The 17,078-nt window shown below is 66.9% G+C and carries 14 protein-coding genes; 8 read left to right on the forward strand and 6 right to left on the reverse strand.

Annotated features, from left to right (window positions below):
* Positions 1–21 precede the first annotated feature (21 nt).
* Positions 22–1,290 (forward strand): HNH endonuclease signature motif containing protein, encoded by a 1,269-nt coding sequence (locus VFW69_RS22790; RefSeq protein WP_526504955.1) that lies wholly within the window; start codon positions 22–24, stop codon positions 1,288–1,290.
* Positions 1,291–1,735: 445 nt separating this feature from the next.
* A complete protein-coding gene (locus tag VFW69_RS22795) occupies positions 1,736–2,740 on the forward strand; it encodes a threonine ammonia-lyase (protein ID WP_526504880.1) in 1,005 nt (334 codons plus the stop codon).
* A 366-nt stretch (positions 2,741–3,106) separates the two neighbouring features.
* Here the strand turns inward: VFW69_RS22795 and VFW69_RS22800 are convergent, their stop codons facing one another.
* Together VFW69_RS22800 and VFW69_RS22805 are read right to left on the reverse strand one after the other, a co-directional pair.
* Positions 3,107–4,060 carry a class I SAM-dependent methyltransferase gene (locus tag VFW69_RS22800; RefSeq protein ID WP_526504882.1) on the reverse strand — a complete coding sequence of 318 codons (954 nt, stop codon included), beginning with the start codon at positions 4,058–4,060 and terminating at the stop codon, positions 3,107–3,109.
* A 7-nt stretch (positions 4,061–4,067) separates the two neighbouring features.
* Positions 4,068–5,021: a class I SAM-dependent methyltransferase gene (locus VFW69_RS22805; protein ID WP_526504884.1), complete on the reverse strand. Its 954-nt coding sequence runs from the start codon at positions 5,019–5,021 to the stop codon at positions 4,068–4,070.
* A gap of 170 nt (positions 5,022–5,191) precedes the next feature.
* Between VFW69_RS22805 and VFW69_RS22810 the strand changes: the two genes are divergently transcribed.
* Positions 5,192–7,567: a lysylphosphatidylglycerol synthase transmembrane domain-containing protein gene (locus VFW69_RS22810; RefSeq protein WP_526504886.1), complete on the forward strand. Its 2,376-nt coding sequence runs from the start codon at positions 5,192–5,194 to the stop codon at positions 7,565–7,567.
* 4 nt (positions 7,568–7,571) lie between these two features.
* Here the strand turns inward: VFW69_RS22810 and VFW69_RS22815 are convergent, their stop codons facing one another.
* A complete protein-coding gene (locus VFW69_RS22815; protein WP_526504888.1) occupies positions 7,572–7,769 on the reverse strand; it encodes a hypothetical protein in 198 nt (65 codons plus the stop codon).
* 198 nt (positions 7,770–7,967) lie between these two features.
* On the opposite strand from VFW69_RS22815, the gene lpqN reads away from it, so the two are divergent.
* Complete coding sequence (gene lpqN, locus VFW69_RS22820; protein WP_526504890.1) at positions 7,968–8,651, forward strand: envelope biogenesis lipoprotein LpqN; 684 nt, start codon at positions 7,968–7,970, stop codon at positions 8,649–8,651.
* An 89-nt stretch (positions 8,652–8,740) separates the two neighbouring features.
* Complete coding sequence (locus VFW69_RS22825; RefSeq protein WP_526504892.1) at positions 8,741–9,226, forward strand: hypothetical protein; 486 nt, start codon at positions 8,741–8,743, stop codon at positions 9,224–9,226.
* Between the two features lie 11 nt (positions 9,227–9,237).
* Here VFW69_RS22825 and VFW69_RS22830 read toward each other — a convergent pair whose 3' ends face one another.
* On the reverse strand, positions 9,238–10,338 hold the full coding sequence (locus VFW69_RS22830; protein ID WP_526504894.1) for a galactokinase: 1,101 nt from the start codon (positions 10,336–10,338) through the stop codon (positions 9,238–9,240).
* Positions 10,335–11,438: a galactose-1-phosphate uridylyltransferase gene (gene galT, locus VFW69_RS22835; protein ID WP_526504896.1), complete on the reverse strand. Its 1,104-nt coding sequence runs from the start codon at positions 11,436–11,438 to the stop codon at positions 10,335–10,337. Before galT ends, VFW69_RS22830 begins: the two co-directional genes overlap by 4 nt.
* Before the next feature lie 111 nt (positions 11,439–11,549).
* On the opposite strand from galT, the gene VFW69_RS22840 reads away from it, so the two are divergent.
* Both VFW69_RS22840 and VFW69_RS22845 read left to right on the forward strand, forming a co-directional pair.
* Positions 11,550–13,760, forward strand: coding sequence for an FUSC family protein (locus VFW69_RS22840; protein WP_526504957.1), 2,211 nt, complete (start codon positions 11,550–11,552; stop codon positions 13,758–13,760).
* Positions 13,761–13,856: 96 nt separating this feature from the next.
* Positions 13,857–15,116, forward strand: a complete 1,260-nt coding sequence (locus VFW69_RS22845) for a cytochrome P450 (RefSeq protein ID WP_526504898.1) — start codon at positions 13,857–13,859, stop codon at positions 15,114–15,116.
* On the opposite strand, the gene VFW69_RS22850 is transcribed toward VFW69_RS22845, so the two are convergent.
* Positions 15,113–15,991, reverse strand: coding sequence for an alpha/beta fold hydrolase (locus VFW69_RS22850; RefSeq protein ID WP_526504901.1), 879 nt, complete (start codon positions 15,989–15,991; stop codon positions 15,113–15,115). The two genes, VFW69_RS22845 and VFW69_RS22850, sit on opposite strands and share 4 nt — an antisense overlap.
* Positions 15,992–16,060: 69 nt before the next feature.
* Here VFW69_RS22850 and VFW69_RS22855 point away from each other — a divergent pair, with 69 nt between their 5' ends.
* A complete protein-coding gene (locus VFW69_RS22855; RefSeq protein WP_526504903.1) occupies positions 16,061–16,951 on the forward strand; it encodes an NYN domain-containing protein in 891 nt (296 codons plus the stop codon).
* The last annotated feature ends 127 nt before the right edge of the window (positions 16,952–17,078 follow it).

The following is a 17,078-nucleotide window of genomic DNA, read 5'->3' on the forward strand; positions in this document are numbered from 1 at the left end:
TTGTCGTAGGTGGCTGCGATGATGTTGTCATGCGCTTTGAGCGCATCGGCTGGCGCTGTGGTGGTGAGTCCTGGCGAGCGTCTTGAGGTGTTGTTCGAGGAGTTGGCGGAGTTGGCCGGTCAGCGCAATGCGATTGATGGGCGCATCGTCGAGATCGTGGCCGAGATCGATCGCGACGAGCTCTGCGGCGTCACCGGCGCGCGGTCGCTGCCGGCGCTGGTGGCCTGGAAGATCGGCTGCTCGTCAACGAACGCCCACACGATCACCACCGTCGCGCGCCGGCTCGAGGAGTTCCCACGCTGCGCCCAAGGCATGCGAGAGGGCCGGCTGTCGGCCGATCAGGTCGGGGTCATCGCGGCGCGGGCCGGCGAGGGGTCCGATGAGCACTACGCGCAGCTGGCGCGCAGTACCACGGTCAATCAGCTGCGCACCGCGGTCAAGCTAGAACCGCGACCCGAACCCGAACCTCGGCCAGATGGGCCTGAACCGCAGGCCTCGATCACCAAGACCTCCGACGACGAGGGCAGCTATTGGCGGATCAAACTTCCGCACACCGATGCCGCGAAGTTCGACGCCGCGTTGGCGTCTCATCGTGATGCGCTGATCGCCGAGTGGAAGCGCGATCGCGACAATGGCGACCGCGCCTGCGATCAGCTGCCGCCGTTGCCGGGCACCGTCGAGGCGTTTATGCGCCTGGTCGAGGCCGGGTGGGACGCCGAGGCGGCCCGCCGCCCACACGGGCAGCACACCACTGTGGTGGTGCATGTCGACGTTGAGCAGCGCGCCGCGGCACTGCATTTGGGTCCGCTGCTCACCGACGCCGAACGCCGATACCTGACGTGTGATGCGACGTGTGAAGCCTGGTTCGAACGTCGCGGCGAGGTCATTGGTGCCGGCCGGGCCACCCGCTTGATCAACCGGCGGCTTCGCCGCGCGCTGGAGCATCGGGACCGCATGTGCGCGGTTCCGGGCTGTGGTGCCACCCGTGGCCTGCACGCCCATCACATCCGGCATTGGGAAGACGGCGGCCCCACGGAGTTGGCCAACCTGGTGCTGCTATGCCCTTATCATCACCGGTTGCACCATCGTGGCGTCATCACCATCACCGGACCCGCAGACGCTGTCATCGTCACCGACAACGCGGGCCGATCACTGAGCCCGGGATCGTTGGCGCGCCCACCAACTCGACCCCCGCCCGCCGTGGCGCCCTGCCCGGGACCCACCGGCGAGCGCGCCCACTGGTGGTGGTATACACCCTTCCAACCCCAACCACCACCGACAAAAAACTAGCTTGGTTACCCGGACCCCTCACTACCCGCAACATATCGAAGCTTAAACACGTTGGGGCATAAAGAAGTTCGTTCAAGCGGCTCGGCTGCCCACCGCGTCGTGGACATCGGGGCCGACAGCCAATCACGCACCGGCTGGTCGACGTGAGCCGTTGATCTATGGCGTGAAGAAAGGCGGCATCCGGCGACTCGCCGGCATCGAAGTAGAGGTCGAAGCCGATAACGCCTTTCGGCGGCCGCGCCGCCGTACCAGTCGCTCCGCATGTCTCATCTGTAACGGATTGAGGGGTGTATAGGACTGTCACCCACGCGTGTTTTGGGGCGGATTTTCTTCGTGGGGGACAGTGTTATCTGTAACGGTGTCACCGACGTTGGCTGCTTGCGTTGGGCAGTCGTGGGTGTTCCAAGCCACGTGGAAAAGCGGCGTTGGAATATGCTGCTGTGCTGTGCAGGGAACTCGCTTGGACACTGCTCGGATCCGAGCGACTCGCCGAATCATCGATCCGATTTTTCTCGATACTCCGCTGTACTGCTGCGAAGCTTTGGAACGAAGACTCGGGTGCGCGGTGAGCATCAAGCTCGAAACAGCCAATCCGGTCCGCAGCTTCAAGGCGCGCGGCACCGAGGTCGTCGCGAGCCTGCTCGTCGACAATGGCTCACCCGCCGTGGTGTGTGGCAGCGCGGGCAACCTCGGGCAAGCCCTGGCTTGGTCTGGTCGCGCCAGGGGGCTCGAGGTCACGGTCGTGGCATCCCGGTTTGCCCCTGCGGTCAAGCTCGATCGCATCCGTGCACTGGGCGCGAGATTGGAGTTAGTGGACGGCGATAACGAGATGGCCCGTGCCCGGGCGGCAGCCATCGCGCGGCATGACGGCATCGGGCTGCTTGACGACAGCTTGGACATCGAAACCTGTGAGGGCGCGGCGACCATTGGCGTGGAACTGGTGGAGGCCGGGTCGTCGTTCGACGCAGTACTGATCGCTCTCGGGGGCGGAGCGCTGGCTACCGGGGTCGGGCATGTGATGAAGGCTTTCGCACCCGACGTCGAGGTGATCTGCATTCAGCCGGCCGGCGCACCGGCGATGACACAGTCGTGGCGACAGCGCCGCGTTGTCACCACCGACTCGGCCGACACCATCGCCGACGCTGTAGCCGGCCGGTTTCCAATTCCTGAAGTCCTCAACGACCTCCTCCTGGTCGGCGACGACGCCGTCCTGGTCCAGGAAGCATCGATCATCGCCGGTATGCGGGTGCTTCTGGACGACGCTGGCCTCGTCGTCGAACCGGCGGCCGCACTTGGTATTGCGGCCATCCTCGAAGACCGCGACCGCTTCGCGGGCCGACATGTGGTCACCATCGTGTGCGGCAGCAACGTCGACATGGATGCGTACCGCCGCTGGGCCGTTTCGGACCCGCCACCGGCATACCGTCCACGGCCAGGGCATACCGACTGAGCCCCGTTGCCGTTAGCCGCCGTCGAAACCGGCCGGCCGGCCCCTGATCACCACCTCGTTTCTAAACGGGTCAACTTACCGCCTGCTCGTGAGTGACATGTTCAACATGCAAGCCTCACACGAGCCTATGACATATCGATGTAACTAACGCGCTGAGCAGTCAGTTATCGCTTTCTCTCGACACCCGTTACAGATAAGCCATCGGCCGGGTCACGCGGTTGTACGGGTTCTCGCTCGTCATCCATGACGGTTCCCCCTTCGGCTGGCGGCCGACGGCTATAAGCTGAAGTAGCACAAGGGATTTAACGTCGCTAGCTTGATGGCGGCGGCCCGCTGCGTCCGGCGTCGCCGAGCTTGCGAACGCCGCTAGCTCGTCGCCCGTTGCGCTGCCACGAACAGATTCCCGGGCACGTAGTCCCGGACTTCCTCGGGCGCCGCGCGCCCGTAGCCGGCCATCAACTCGTCGGCCGGTGTCACCGTCACGTCCCAGCCGTGGCGGCCGAACCACTCGCCGACGTCCTCGCGCTCCTCGAAGTACCAGAGCTCGTCGGTCCGGGGCAGCTCGCGGTCCGGATCGACGTCGGTCATCAGCCCGCGGATCCGATCCATCCGTTCACGGCGCTTGGCGCGCGCCTGCGGGTCGAGGAATTTCGGACCCAACGCCTCCACGGCGACCCGGCTGCCGGGAACGGTCAGCCCCTGAATGCGGTCGAACAGTAGCTCCTGGGCCGCCGCTGGCAGATACGGCATCAAGCCCTCGGCCGACCAGACACTGTGGGCGGAGACATCAAAACCCGCCTGTCGCAACGCAGCCGGCCAATCCTGGCGAAGGTCCACCGGCACCGCGACACGGTTGCAGGCGGGCTGCGCCCCATGCTCGGCCAACGTGGACGCCTTGAAGTCCAGCACCCGGGTCTGGTCGAGCTCGTAGACCGTCGTGCCCGCCGGCCAGGGCAACCGCCAGGACCGCGCGTCCAGGCCGGCCGCCAGGATCACCGCCTGGCGGATGCCCGCGCCGGTGGCATCGAGAAAGAACTTGTCGAAAAAGGCGGTGCGCGAAGCCATGTAACCGACCATCGACTGCATCTGCAACGGCAACGTCGGTTCGGCTTCGATGACCTCGTCCGGTAGCTGCGCGGCAGAGTGCCAGTTCCACACGCCGTCCCCCGCAGCATCGAGGAACATCTGAGCGAATGGATCTGTGATCAAAGGGTTTTCGTTGCGAGTCTCCGCCGCGCGGGCCGAGGCCACACCCAGCGCGGTCGCCCCCACGCTTTCGGTGATCTCCCAGCTGTCGTTGTCGGTTCTGGCTCCGCTCACTTCTGGGTCACTCGCCCTTCCTGGTCCGTTGCGCCGAGACGAACAGCGTCTGCGGCGTGGCGTCGTCGATGTCTTGTGGGGGTCTGCGGTCGTAGCCGGCCATCAACTCCGGCGCCGGGGTGACCGACACAGCCCAGCCGTGCCGGCCCAGCCAGTCACCCACGTCTTCACGTTCCTCGAAGTACCACAGGTCTTGCACGTCGGGAATGTCGCGGTCGGGATCCAGTTCGGCCATCAGGTCTCGCACCCGTTGCATCGTCTGGCGTTGCCGGTCGCGGGCGTCCTCGTCGAGGAAGTCGGGACCGGGCGCCTCCACGGCGATCCGGCTGCCTTGCGCGCCCAGCGCCTGTATCCGCTCGAACAACAGCTCCTGGGCGGCCGCCGGCAGAAACGGCAACAGCCCCTCGGCCGACCACACGCTGGGCGCAGACGCATCAAATCCGGCCCGCTGCAATGCGGACGGCCAATCGTGGCGCAGGTCGACTGGAACGTTGACCAGATCACAGGTTGGCTGGGCGCCCTTGTCGCCCAGCGTCGACGCCTTGAAGTCCAGCACCCGCGGCTGGTCCAGCTCGTACACCGTGGTGCCGTCCGGCCAGGGCAGTCGCCAGGCCCGCGAGTCCAGCCCCGCCGCCAGGATCACCACCTGCCGCACGCCCGCGGCGGTGGCGTCGAGGAAGAACTGGTCGAAGAACGCCGTCCGCGCGGCCATGTAGTCGACCATCCCCTGCATCCGCGGCTTGAGGTCCGGTTCGATCTCGGCGATCTGGGCGGGCAGATTTCCAGGGGCGAACCAGTCCCACATCCCTTTTCCGGCGGCCTGCAGGAACGCCCGCGCAAACGGGTCGCTGATCAGCGGGTTCTCACTTTCGGTCTCCGCGGCCCGAGCCGCGGCCACGCCGAGCGCCGTCGCCCCCACGCTCTCGGTGATCTCCCAGCTGTCGTTGTCCGTTCTGGCCACGCCGGTGCCCTCCCCAATTCGCTAGCACGCCTACCTACCTGACCCTACGCGCGCCGGATGAGTGGGAGCTGTCAACGAACCGGGTATTGAGTTAATTTGTCGGCGGGCCACTTAGCAGGCTGAAAGCAATGTGTCAGCGGTGGCGAGCGAAGCCGAAGGATCTTCAATACATGCGAGTCGACGGGCGCGACATCATCGTTTCCGGCAACTTGCTGCAGCCTTTGACCCGGCGGACCAACGACATCCTGCGGCTGATACTGGCCTCGCTCTTCCTGGCGCTGGTGATCACGGGTTCGGTGATCACCCGCCCGCAATGGATCGCGCTGGAGAAATCCGTTTCGCAGATCGTCGGCGTGTTGTCGCCGACGCAATCCGACTTGGTGTACCTGATCTACGGATTGGCGATCGTGGCCTTGCCGTTCATGATCCTCATCGGTCTGATCGTCGCCGGGCAGTGGAAACTGCTGGGCGCGTACGCCACCGCGGGGCTGAGCGCGATCGTCTTGTTGTCGATCAGCGGCACCGGCCTCGCCGCGCCGCGGTGGCACTTCGAGGCCCTCGACCGGCTGACCACGCTGCCGGCGCAGCTGCTCGATGACCCTCGGTGGATCGGGATGCTGGCGGCGGTGCTGACGGTCTCGGGCCCGTGGCTGCCGGCGCGCTGGCGGCACTGGTGGTGGGCGCTGCTGCTGGCCTTCGTCCCCATCCACCTGGTGGTCAGTGCGATCGTCCCGGCGCGCTCGTTGGTGGGCCTGGCGGCGGGGTGGGTCGTCGGCGCGCTGGTGGTGCTCGTCGTCGGCACTCCCGCGCTCGAGGTACCGCTGGATGCCGCGGTGCGGGCGCTGGCCAAGGGCGGCTTCGCCGTCTCGCGGCTCACCGTGGTCCGGCCGGCGGGCCGCGGCCCGCTGATTCTTTCGGCCGACGGCGAACATCTCGGGGAGACAGCGCTGATCGAGCTGTACGGCCCGCATCAACGCAGCGGCGGAGCGCTGCGTCAGCTCTGGGAAAAGCTGAAGCTGCGCGACGCCGAAACCGCACCCCTGGTGACCTCCATGCGCCGGGCCGTGGAGCATCGCGCGTTGATGGCGATCGCCATCGGTGAAGCGGGCCTGGCAAACACGGCGACGGTCGCCGTCGCGCCGCTGGACCGGGGCTGGATGCTCTACTCGCACCGACCCCCCGGCGGGACGCCCATCGACGAATGCGCGAAGACGACTCCCGTTGCCCGGCTGTGGGAATCGCTGCGAGCCCTCAACGACCGCCAGATCGCCCACGGTGACCTGCGCAGCTACCACATCACCGTGGAGGACGACACCGTGATGTTCGGTGGGTTCGGCAACGCCGAATACGGAGCGACCGACGCCCAACTTCAATCCGACATCGCGCAGCTACTGGTGACCGCCTCCGCCCTCTACGAGCCGAAGTCCGCGGTGCGCGCGGCAATCGAGGTCTTCGGCAAGGACAGCATCCTGAGCGCCTCGCGTCGGCTCACGAAAGTCGCTGTGCCGCGATATATTCGGCGGTCGGTGCCGGATGCGGGTGCCGTCATCTCCGGCGCGCGGTCCGAGGTCAAGCGCCAAACCGGCGCCGATCAGATCAAGCCCCAGACCATCACCAGGTTCACCCGCAGCCAGATGGTCCAGCTGGTGCTCTTCGGCGCGCTGGTCTATGTGGCGTACCCCTTCATCAGCACGGCGCCGACGTTCTTCTCTCAGCTGAGGGCCGCGAACTGGTGGTGGGCACTGCTGGGCCTGCTGGTATCGGCGCTGACCTACGTCGGAGCGGCGGCCGCATTGTGGGCCTGCGCCGACGGCATGGTGAACTTTTGGACGCTGTCAATTGCCCAGGTGGCCAATACTTTTGCCGCAACCACCACGCCGGCTGGCGTCGGCGGGCTGGCGCTGAGCACGCGGTTCTTGCAGAAGAGCGGCTTGTCGGCGATGCGAGCGACCGCGGCCGTGGCACTGCAACAGTCGGTACAGGTGATCGCGCACCTTGCGCTGCTGGTCTTGTTCACCGCGGCCGCCGGCGCCTCGATGAACCTGCGGCATTTCGTCCCGAAGGCGACCCTGCTGTACCTGATCGCGGGGATCGCGCTGGGTATCGTCGGCACGTTCCTGTTCGTGCCCACGCTGCGCAAATGGCTGGCGACCGAGGTGCGCCCCAAATTGAACGAGGTGGTGACCGATCTGGTCAAGCTCGCGCGCGAACCGCGGCGGCTGGCCCTGATCCTGCTGGGTTGTGCGGGCACCACCCTCGGTGCGGCGCTGGCCTTATGGGCCAGCATCGAAGCCTTCGGCGGTGGAACGACTTTCGTTGCCGTCACCGTGGTCACCATGGTAGGCGGGACACTGGCATCCGCCGCGCCCACGCCCGGCGGCGTCGGGGCGGTCGAAGCGGCGCTGATCGGTGGCCTGGCCGCGTTCGGTGTGCCGGCGGCCGTCGGCGTGCCGTCGGTCCTGCTGTACCGGGTGCTGACCTGCTGGCTGCCGGTGTTCGTCGGCTGGCCGGTGATGCGGTGGCTGACCACCAACGACATGGTCTGAGGATCTAGTTCTCGGATTCGGCCGCAGCGACCACGAGAACCGTTGAGGTGCGCACGCTTTGGCCGACCGTGGTGGTCAAAGACACCGGATTCGCCACGAACAGGGGCGGACCGTCGTATCCCTTCGGTGGTGCAGCCGCAATGAAGACCATGAAGACAGCCGACGCCGCGATGACCGCAATGAGGGCCCGTCGCGACCGCATACCGGTCTAATACTCCGAAACCGGCTGGATGACGCCGTATTCGCGAGGCGTTTCGGCCGACGAATTGGATAACGATCGGCGATGCGGCGAAATGCCCTCGGAAGGTCGAAAAGATATCGGCAAAGCGGGGTGATATTCGGTTACTGTCATTCCCGGCACGGCTGGCGCTGGTACCGGCCCAATTTTCGGGAGATTGGATTGAAGAAACATTTGACGCTAGCAACCATTTCCGTGGCGCTGAGTTTGGCGCTGGTCGGTTGCGGCAACGACAATAAATCCGGTGATAAGACGTCGACGTCCACTTCGACGACGACGTCGACGTCCACTTCGACGTCGTCGCAGACGAGCGGGGCACCGGCGGCGAAAGCCAAATACACCATCGCCGACTACGTGAAGGACAACAACATCGCCGAGACGCCGGTGCACCATGGCGATCCCGGCCCGAACGTCGACCTGCCGGTGCCCGCGGGCTGGCAACTCAACCAGAACTCCGGCACCTCCTACGGCGGCATCGTGCAGCTTCAGCCCGCCAATCCCTCGGATCCGCCCACGGTCTCGGCGCTGTTTTCCAGGCTGAGCGGCAATGTCGATCCAGCGAAGCTCATCCAATACGCGCCGGGCGAGGTGCAGAATCTGCCTGGGTACCAGGGCCAGGGTGACGGCTCCGCGTCCACGCTCGGCGGTTACCAGGCCTGGCAGATCGGCGGCACGTACCAGCGAGGCGGTCAGACCCGCGCCATCGCACAGAAAACGGTGATAATCCCCAGCCAGGGCGCGGTCTACGTGCTGCAGCTCAACGCCGATGGTCTGGAGGCCGATCAAGGCCCGTTGATGGACGCCACCAACATCATCGACGACCAGACCACCATTACCACTGGCTGAACCGGATGCGTGCGGCCGCGGAGACCGGTGGGCTCCGCGGCTTCGCCGCACCCCTAGGCGGCCGAGCCCGTTGGCCCTACGGTGAACGCATGACGGAGCAGTCATATGCGGTAGACGCCGGGCATCCACCGTCGGCGCTGATGCGTCTGGTCAATCCGGTGATGAGATTCGTGCTGCGCAGTCCGCTGGCCGGTCTCGCCCGCAACCGATTCATGGTGTTGAGTTTCACCGGGCGCAAAACGGGTCGTCCGTATTCGATTCCGTTGAGCGCCCACCTGATCGACGATCAGCTTTACGCGCTGACCGGCAGTCCGTGGAAGCAGAACTTCCGCGACGGCGGACCGGTCCAAGTCGTTTACGACGGCAAGACGACGGCGATGCGCGGTGAGCTCATCCGCGACCGGGCAATCGTCTCCGATCTATTGTTGCGTTGCGCTTCGTCCTATGGAGTCCAGCGCGCACAAAGCATGATCGGACTGAAGTTTCGCGACCAGCGCATACCGACACGCGATGAGTTTGCCGAGGCGGTCGACCGCCTGCATCTCGGTGCGGTCCGGCTGACTCCGGCCGAATAGGCCGGATCCGCTCACGCAGGCGCCGCGCCCGCGGCCGCGCGAGTTCGGGTGACGAGCGGTTGCTCGAAGCCGGCGCCGACAACGGCGCGCTGCACCGCCTCGCGGACCGTATCAGCACGGTCCAGCGGCACCAGGGCGATCACACAGCCGCCGAAGCCGCCGCCGGTCATCCGCGCGCCTAACGCGCCCGCGTGCACCGCGGTGTCGGCGATCAGGTCGATGCGGTCGGTGGTGATGTCGAAGTCGTCGCGCATGGAGGCGTGCGAGGCGGTGAAAATTCGCCCGGCTTCGGGATAGTCCGAACCACGCAGCGCGGCAACGCAATCGATGACTCGCTGGTTTTCGGTGAGCACGTGGCGGGCGCGGCGCGCGTCGACGGGGTCACGCACGCCGGCCAAGACGGCGGGGCCTTGCCGGCCCGCGACGTCCTGCACCTCACGCAGCGACGATGCCGACAGATCGGCGGCCGCCCGCTCGCACGACGCGCGCCGTGCCGCGTAGTCGCCGCCGGCGTGGGTGTGGCGCTCCCGGGAGTCGATCAGCAACAACGCCACACCCGCGGAATCCGGGTCGAAAACCACCGGCGTGACGGTGAGGTCGGCGAAGTCAATCAGCACTGCCGTCGCGTCCTGGCCAAACAGCGCGGCGAACTGATCGAGCAAACCCGTTGGCGCGCCTACATATTCGTTCTCGGCGCGCTGGGCAAGCCGGGCCTGCTCCGTGGCGTCGATGCGGACACCGGCGGCCGACGTGATCGCGCCCAGCGCCGCGCATTCCAGTGCGGCGGAGGATGACAGGCCCGATCCCATTTCCACGTCGCTGCTGATCGACATCGTGCCGCCGGGCACCGGATGGCCGCCCTGGCGCAGCGCCCACACCACCCCGGCCACGTAAGCAGCCCAGCCGGCCACCTCTTTGGGAGCGGTGCCGATCCGGACGCGCACCGGGGCATCGGCGCGGTCGCTGACCACGGTGATCGCATCGTCGTCGGCGGGCGTGAATGTCGCGACGGTGCGCTGCGGTAACGCGATGGGCAGCGCGAAACCCAGGTTGTAGTCGGTGTGTTCGCCGATCAGATTGATCCGCCCCGGCGCGGCGTAACGGACCGTCATCGCAGTTCGGCCAGCCGCTGGGCCACGCTCTCCGGAGTGACGTCGCCGATGAAGGCGTCCATCGCCGATTCGGAGGCCGCCAGGTACTTGAGCTTGGTGGCGCTGCGCCGGATGGACATCAATTCGACGTGGAAGTAACCCTCGGCCTGAGCCGCGGTGTCGGCGTATTGGTGCAGCGCCGAAATGTAGGGCAGCGGTGCGGAATACATCCGGTCGAAGCGTCCGAGCACGTCGAGGTATACGGGCACGAATGCGTCGAGTTCACGCTCGCTGAGTTCGGTCAGGTTGCGCACGAACCTGTTCGGGTAGATGTGAACCTCGACCGGCCAGCGCGCCGCGAACGGCACAAACGCGGTGAACAGCTCGTTGCGCGCGATGATGCGGGTGCCGTCGGCGACCTCGCGGGCCAACAGATCACCGAAGAGGTTGGCGCCGTGCTGTTTTCGATATCGCCGCGCCTGCTCCAGCATGGTGGCGGTGCGCGGCGTCAGGTGGGGATAGCCGTAGATCTGACCGTGCGGGTGGGTCAACGTCACCCCGATCTCCTCACCCCGGTTCTCGAAGCAGAACACCTGCTCGATGCCCGACCTGGCCATCAGGTCGGCGGTGCGATGCCGCCACGCCTCGACGACCAGCCGCGCGTGCGCCGGCTCCAGCTGGGCGACGGACCCGGTGTGGTCGGCGGAGAAACAGATCACTTCGCAGCGGCCCTGCCCGGGCGCGGTGACGAAGCCGTCCTCGGCGGGCACGGGCGCCGAGGCGGGCAACGACGGCAGCGCGCCGGACAGGCTGGGGAACCGGTTCTCGAACACGACGACGTCGTAGTCGGGGGCGGGCACCTCACTGGTCAGCCCGGTCGGGCCCGGACACAGCGGGCACGCCTCCGGTGGCGGCTTGTAGGTGCGGTCCTGGCGCAGCGCCGCGATGATCACCCACTGCCCGGTCGATCGGTCGAACCGCAACTGCGACTGCGCGTGGGGCTCAGTGACACGCGCCGGCAGCGGCCGGCGATCTTCGACCGGCGCCGGACGGTGCCCGGGCAGCGCGAAGAACAGCAGGTCACGACCGTCAGCCAGCTTCGCGCGCGTCGGCGGAGTCACGATGTCGAAGACTAGCTTGGTCGCCGCGGCGCGGTTCGGGTAACCATGTCGGATAAGCGCAAGAGAGGCGGTCTGTCGATAACTGTTCTGTACGAACGCGCCCGCAACTGGGTGATCGGCTCCGATCCTGGCTTGCTTCGGCTGCGAATGGCGTCTCGGACCACGGCCGCGCTTGGCCTTTCACTGCTGGCGCTTTTCATCCTGACCAGGGCGACGGGACAACCGCTGACCGTCGCCCTGCTGGGTGTCGTCATCACCATGGTCGCGTCACGCTCCGTGAACGAACCCGACCCGCGCCAGCAGCGGATCACCATGGCGCTGCTGCCGCTGCCCGCCGCGGTGTCCATCACCGCGGCGGCGGTGCTGGCACCGCACACGGTGGCCAGCGATGTCGTCTTCGTGATCGTCGTGTTCACCGCGGCGTACGTCCGGCGCTTCGGGGCGCGGGGCAGGGCGCTGGGCATGGTCGCGTTCATGTCCTATTTCTTCACGTTGTATCTGCACGCCCGCCTCGCGGAGCTGCCCTGGATGATCGGGGCGGTCGCGGTGGGCACAGTGTGCACGTACGTGATGAATGCCTACGTGATGCCCGACCGACCCGAGCGGGTGCTGCGTGCCACCATTCGGGCGCTGCGGGCGCGGATGGCGATCGTCCTCGACACGACCGCCGAAGCGGTGCGGACGGGCCGCCTCGATGAACGGCGGCGCCGCCGCATGCGGGCCCGCACCATCCGGCTCAACGAGACGGCCCTGATGGTGCAGAGCCAGATCGAAGACAAGGTCGACCCGGGCACCCTGTGGCCCGGCGTCACCGCCGAACAACTGGCCCCGTGGCTGCTGGATGCCGAGCTGGCCATCGAATGGGTCGCCACCGCCGGCCGACGGGCTGCCGTCCTCGCTTGCGAGGACCCCGATTCCATGCCCTCGCCCACCCGGGCCGCACTCGTCGACGCGCTCAGCCAACTGTCGCGAGCCATCCGGCTTCCTGAGCCCAACGGGCTGCGCCGGGCCGCGGACCGAGCGCAGCGGCTGCTCGACGAGCGGCGCGGCCCCGGTTCGGACCCGGCGGGCGACGACGAGGGCGGCGCGGCCGTACGCCGTCTCGCGCTGGCGATAATCAACGCCGCGTCGGCAACATCCGACGTGCGGGCAATCGTCGACCGGATGGCAACCGGCCGCCCCCTCGATGACACCGACACGTCGCCCCCGGTGCCCGAGGATGCCGCGTCCGACGAGGCCGCCGAGGAAGAGCAGACCACCGGGCTACGGCCGACCACCCGGCAGGCCATCCAGGTCTCTATCGCCGCATCCTTGGCCATCGTCGTCGGCGAGCTGGTTTCGCCGGCGCGCTGGTATTGGGCGGTGATCGCCGCATTCGTCATCTTCGCCGGCACCAACTCGTGGGGCGAAACCTTGACCAAGGGCTGGCAACGCGTGCTCGGGACGCTGCTCGGCGTGCCGTGCGGCGTGCTGGTGGCCACGCTGCTCACCGGCCACCAGACCGCCGCGCTGGCCGGCATCTTCGTGTGCTTGTTCTGCGCCTTCTACTTCATGACGGTCACCTACAGCCTGATGACCTTCTGGATCACCACGATGCTGGCGCTGCTTTATGGCCTGCTCGGCCAGTTCTCGTTCGGCGTGCTGATGCTGCGGATCGAAGAGACCGCGATCGGTGCCGTCATCGGGGCGACGGTCGCGGTCGTGGTGCTGCCGACCAACACCAGAACGGCGATCCGCAGCGACGCTCGCGCTTTCTTGACGAGCCTGTCCGTCCTGATCGAGATCTCGGCCGCGACCATGTCCGGTGTCCAGGACAGCGCCAGCCCGTCGGAGCAGGCGCGCCAGCTCGACCGGGACCTGCAGCAGTTCCGGGTCACCGCCAAGCCGTTGCTGGCCGGCGTCGCCGGACTTGCCGGCCGGCGCAGCATCCGGCGCGCCCTGCGGATCTTCACCGCCTGCGACCGCTACGGCCGGAGCCTGGCGCGCAGCGCCGAGCGGTATCAGGATCCGGTCGGGCCACCAGCGCTGGCCGAGCCGTTTTCTGCGGCCGCGACCCAGACGAGGCGCAACATCGACGCGCTGCAGGAAGCCATCGAGGGCGGCCACGCCCCGACCCTGGTCTCGGCGACCGATGAGCTCGACGCAGCCGAAACGGTGGCCCGGCAACAGGACGGCAACGTGCCCGGCGAGACGAGCCGTGACACCCGGCGCTTCCTCACCGCCGTGCACGCCCTGCGCCAGATCGAGCGCGCCGTCATCACCGCGGCCACCAATCTCGGTGGGCGCGAAAGCGTCAGGACGGTCACCCCCGCGTCGCGCTGATGCGGTGCACGTCGATTTGCTAGGCGATCCCAACGCGCGCGGCTACCATCTTGCTAACCGCCGCGGTCAAGTAAGCAGGAGTCGAGGAGAAATCCCATGGCGACACCGAACCTCCCGCCTGGCTTCGACTTCACCGACCCCGACATCTACGCCCACCGGCTTCCGGTGCAAGAGTTCGCCGAACTGCGCGCCACGGAACCCATCTGGTGGAACGAGCAGCCGCTCGATCAAGGGGGCTTCGGCGACGGCGGTTACTGGGTGGTGAGCAAGCATCGCGACATCCGTGAGGTGTCATTGCGCAGCGATGTCTTCTCATCGGCCACCAAGTCGATTGTGCCACGTTACCGAGAAGACTTGGCGCAGGGGCAGATCGAGGCCGGGCGGGCGTCGATGATCATGATGGACGACCCCGAGCACAGCCGGCTGCGCAAGATCGTTTCGCGTGGCTTCACGCCTCGCGCGGTCGAGCGGTTGCGCGCCGAACTCACCGCACGCGCGCGAGGCATCACCGCCGATGCCGCCGCGCACGCGTCGGGCGACTTCGTCCGTCAGGTGGCGTGCGAGCTTCCACTGCAGGCCATTTCGGGCCTGCTCGGCGTACCGGCGGAGGACTACGACAAACTGTTCGACTGGACCAACAACATGATCGGCAGCGACGACCCGGAGTTCGCCGACCATGACGCGTTGACGTCGGCGGGCGAATTGATGTGGTATGCCATGCAATTGGCGGCACGAAAGGCCGAGGAACCCGGCCCCAAAGATCGGGACATCGTCACCACGTTGATCGAGGCCGATTCCGAGGAGCAACGACTCTCCGAAGCCGAGTTCGGCATGTTCGTGGTCACGTTGGCAGTGGCCGGCAACGAGACGACCCGAAACTCGATCACTCAGGGGATGATGGCCTTCACCGACCACCCGGACCAGTGGGAGTTGTTCAAGGCGCAACGGCCGAAGACGGCGGCCGATGAGATCATCCGCTGGGCCAGCCCGATCACGGCGTTTCAGCGCACCGCGTTGCAGGACACCGAACTCGGCGACGTGCCCATCAAAAAGGGCCAGCGGGTGGTGCTGTTCTACCGGTCGGCGAACTTCGACGAAGAGGTCTTCGACGACCCGTTCACGTTCAACATCCTGCGCAGCCCCAACCCGCATGTCGGATTCGGCGGTACCGGGGCGCATTACTGCATCGGCGCCAACCTGGCCCGCATGACGATCGGCCTGATGTTCAACGCGATCGCCGACCACATACCCGACCTGCGCTCGGCCGGGGACCCCGAGCGGCTGCGGTCACCCTTCATCAACGGCATCAAGCACTGGCAGGTCGACTACCGGGGGGCGTGTCCGGCGGCTCGCTAGCCCGGCTCGGATGGCTGCGGACTTTCCGTGTCGTGGCGCTCGCCCATGGCGATGAAGTCCTCGATCAGCTCAACCACCCGGCCGGGCGCCTCCACCTGTGCGAAGTGACCCACATCGGGCAGCACCTCGAGTCTCGCGTCCGTGCGCGCTTCGTGCGCGGCGTAGGCGTGAGCGACGGGAATGATGCCGTCGCGCTCCCCCCAGATCGCCATGACCGGTAACTCCTGGCGCAGCCGCAACCGGTTGAGCGCGCTGACCGCCTGTCCGCGGTAATCGACGACCGATCGCAGCGTCTTCAAAAACGAATCCCGCGTCTCGCCATCCGAGAGTGACGAGTAGGCGCTCCAGAGCTCGGCACCGCGCGGCGACTGGATACCGGCGCTTCTCAACCAGGACCGCAGCTTGTTGCCGACCGACAGGACGGGTGGCGGCGCGACGATGGGCAAGACCAGCTCCGCCCCGGGCGCCGAGAGCAGCCGCAGCACCCATCCCACATCGGGCCCCAGACCGCCGCTGCTGATCAGGATCAACCGTTGGGCGTAGTCGGGGTGCTGGTAGACGAACTGCAATGCGACCCCGCCACCGAGCGAGTGACCGACGACGGTGGCCCGGCTGACGCCGAGCTCGTCGAGGAAATCCCGAAGCCAGACCGCGAATGCACCCAGCGAGTAGTCCGTGCGGGGCTTCGCCGACTCGCCGTGGCCGAGCAGGTCCGGGGCGATGACCCGAAACTTCTTCGACAGCGGCGGTATCACGGACCGCCAGGTCTCTGAACTGCCCGCCATGCCGTGGATGAGCAGCAACACCTCGCCTTCACCCTCGTCGCGGTAGGCGACGCGATCGCCGTGCAGTTCGAGAACCTTCACCTCATTCATGTGGCCTGTGTACCCGCATTCATGTGGCCTGTGTACCCGCTTTGGTCCTGCTCAGCAATGATCTAATGCATGACCGAACCGGTTGCCACCCGAGTGGCCGTCTACCTCGACTTCGACAACATCGTGATCTCCCGGTACGACCAGATTCACGGGCGGAATTCGTTCCAACGGGACAAGGCCAAGGGGCTCGAGCAGCACGCGGAGCGACTGGACCGGGCGACGGTCGACGTCGCCGCGATCCTGGACTTCTCGTCGTCGTTCGGGACCCTGGTGCTCACCCGCGCCTACGCGGACTGGTCGGCGGATATCAACGCCGGGTATCGCGGACAGCTGGTGGCCCGCGCGGTCGACCTGGTGCAGTTGTTCCCGGCGGCGGCGTACGGCAAGAACGGCGCCGACATCCGGTTGGCCGTCGACGCGGTCGAGGACATGTTCCGGCTCCCCGACCTGACCCATGTGGTGATCGTGGCCGGTGACTCCGACTACATTCCGTTGGCCCAGCGCTGCAAGCGGCTCGGCCGGTACGTGGTCGGCATCGGGGTGGCAGGTGCGTCGAGCCGGGCGCTCGCCGCCGCCTGCGACGAGTTCGTCATCTACGACGCGCTGCCGGGGGTTCCGGTGCCCGAACCGGCGCCGGGCGACGCGGAGGCGGACAAGCCGAAGAAACGGTCCGCCGGCAGCAAGTCGGCCAAGCGCGACGAGCCCGACGAGCAGCCCGACCCGCAGGCCGCCGCCACCGCGCTGCTGATGCGGGCCCTGCGGATCGGCTTGGACAAAGACGATGTCGACTGGCTGCACAACTCTGCCGTGAAGGCACAGATGAAGCGGATGGACCCGTCATTCAGCGAAAGATCCTTGGGATTCCGCTCGTTCAGCGATTTCCTGCGCTCCCGCTCGGATGTCGTCGAGTTGGATGAGACGTCGACGACGCGGACGGTGCGGCTGCGCGCGCACGATTGAGCGGCCGGGCCGGAAGTCGCGGCAATGCATTTTTCCTTCGGTGTATGGCGTTCGCGCCGAATGCAGGACCGGTGAACGATGAGCCGCGCACCCTGCCGTGCCGATATCGTTGACACTCCCCTGCGCC

Source organism: Mycobacterium sp., assembly GCF_036273375.1.
Lineage (GTDB): Bacteria > Actinomycetota > Actinomycetes > Mycobacteriales > Mycobacteriaceae > Mycobacterium.

Coding starts and splice junctions, on each gene's coding strand:
- VFW69_RS22790 (WP_526504955.1), top strand. CDS start 22: ATGTTGTCATGCGCTTTGAGCGCATCGGCTGGCGCTGTGGTGGTGAGT.
- VFW69_RS22810 (WP_526504886.1), top strand. CDS start 5,192: ATGCGAGTCGACGGGCGCGACATCATCGTTTCCGGCAACTTGCTGCAG.
- VFW69_RS22815 (WP_526504888.1), bottom strand. CDS start 7,769: ATGCGGTCGCGACGGGCCCTCATTGCGGTCATCGCGGCGTCGGCTGTC.
- VFW69_RS22825 (WP_526504892.1), top strand. CDS start 8,741: ATGACGGAGCAGTCATATGCGGTAGACGCCGGGCATCCACCGTCGGCG.
- VFW69_RS22830 (WP_526504894.1), bottom strand. CDS start 10,338: ATGACGGTCCGTTACGCCGCGCCGGGGCGGATCAATCTGATCGGCGAA.
- VFW69_RS22845 (WP_526504898.1), top strand. CDS start 13,857: ATGGCGACACCGAACCTCCCGCCTGGCTTCGACTTCACCGACCCCGAC.
- VFW69_RS22850 (WP_526504901.1), bottom strand. CDS start 15,991: ATGAATGAGGTGAAGGTTCTCGAACTGCACGGCGATCGCGTCGCCTAC.
- VFW69_RS22855 (WP_526504903.1), top strand. CDS start 16,061: ATGACCGAACCGGTTGCCACCCGAGTGGCCGTCTACCTCGACTTCGAC.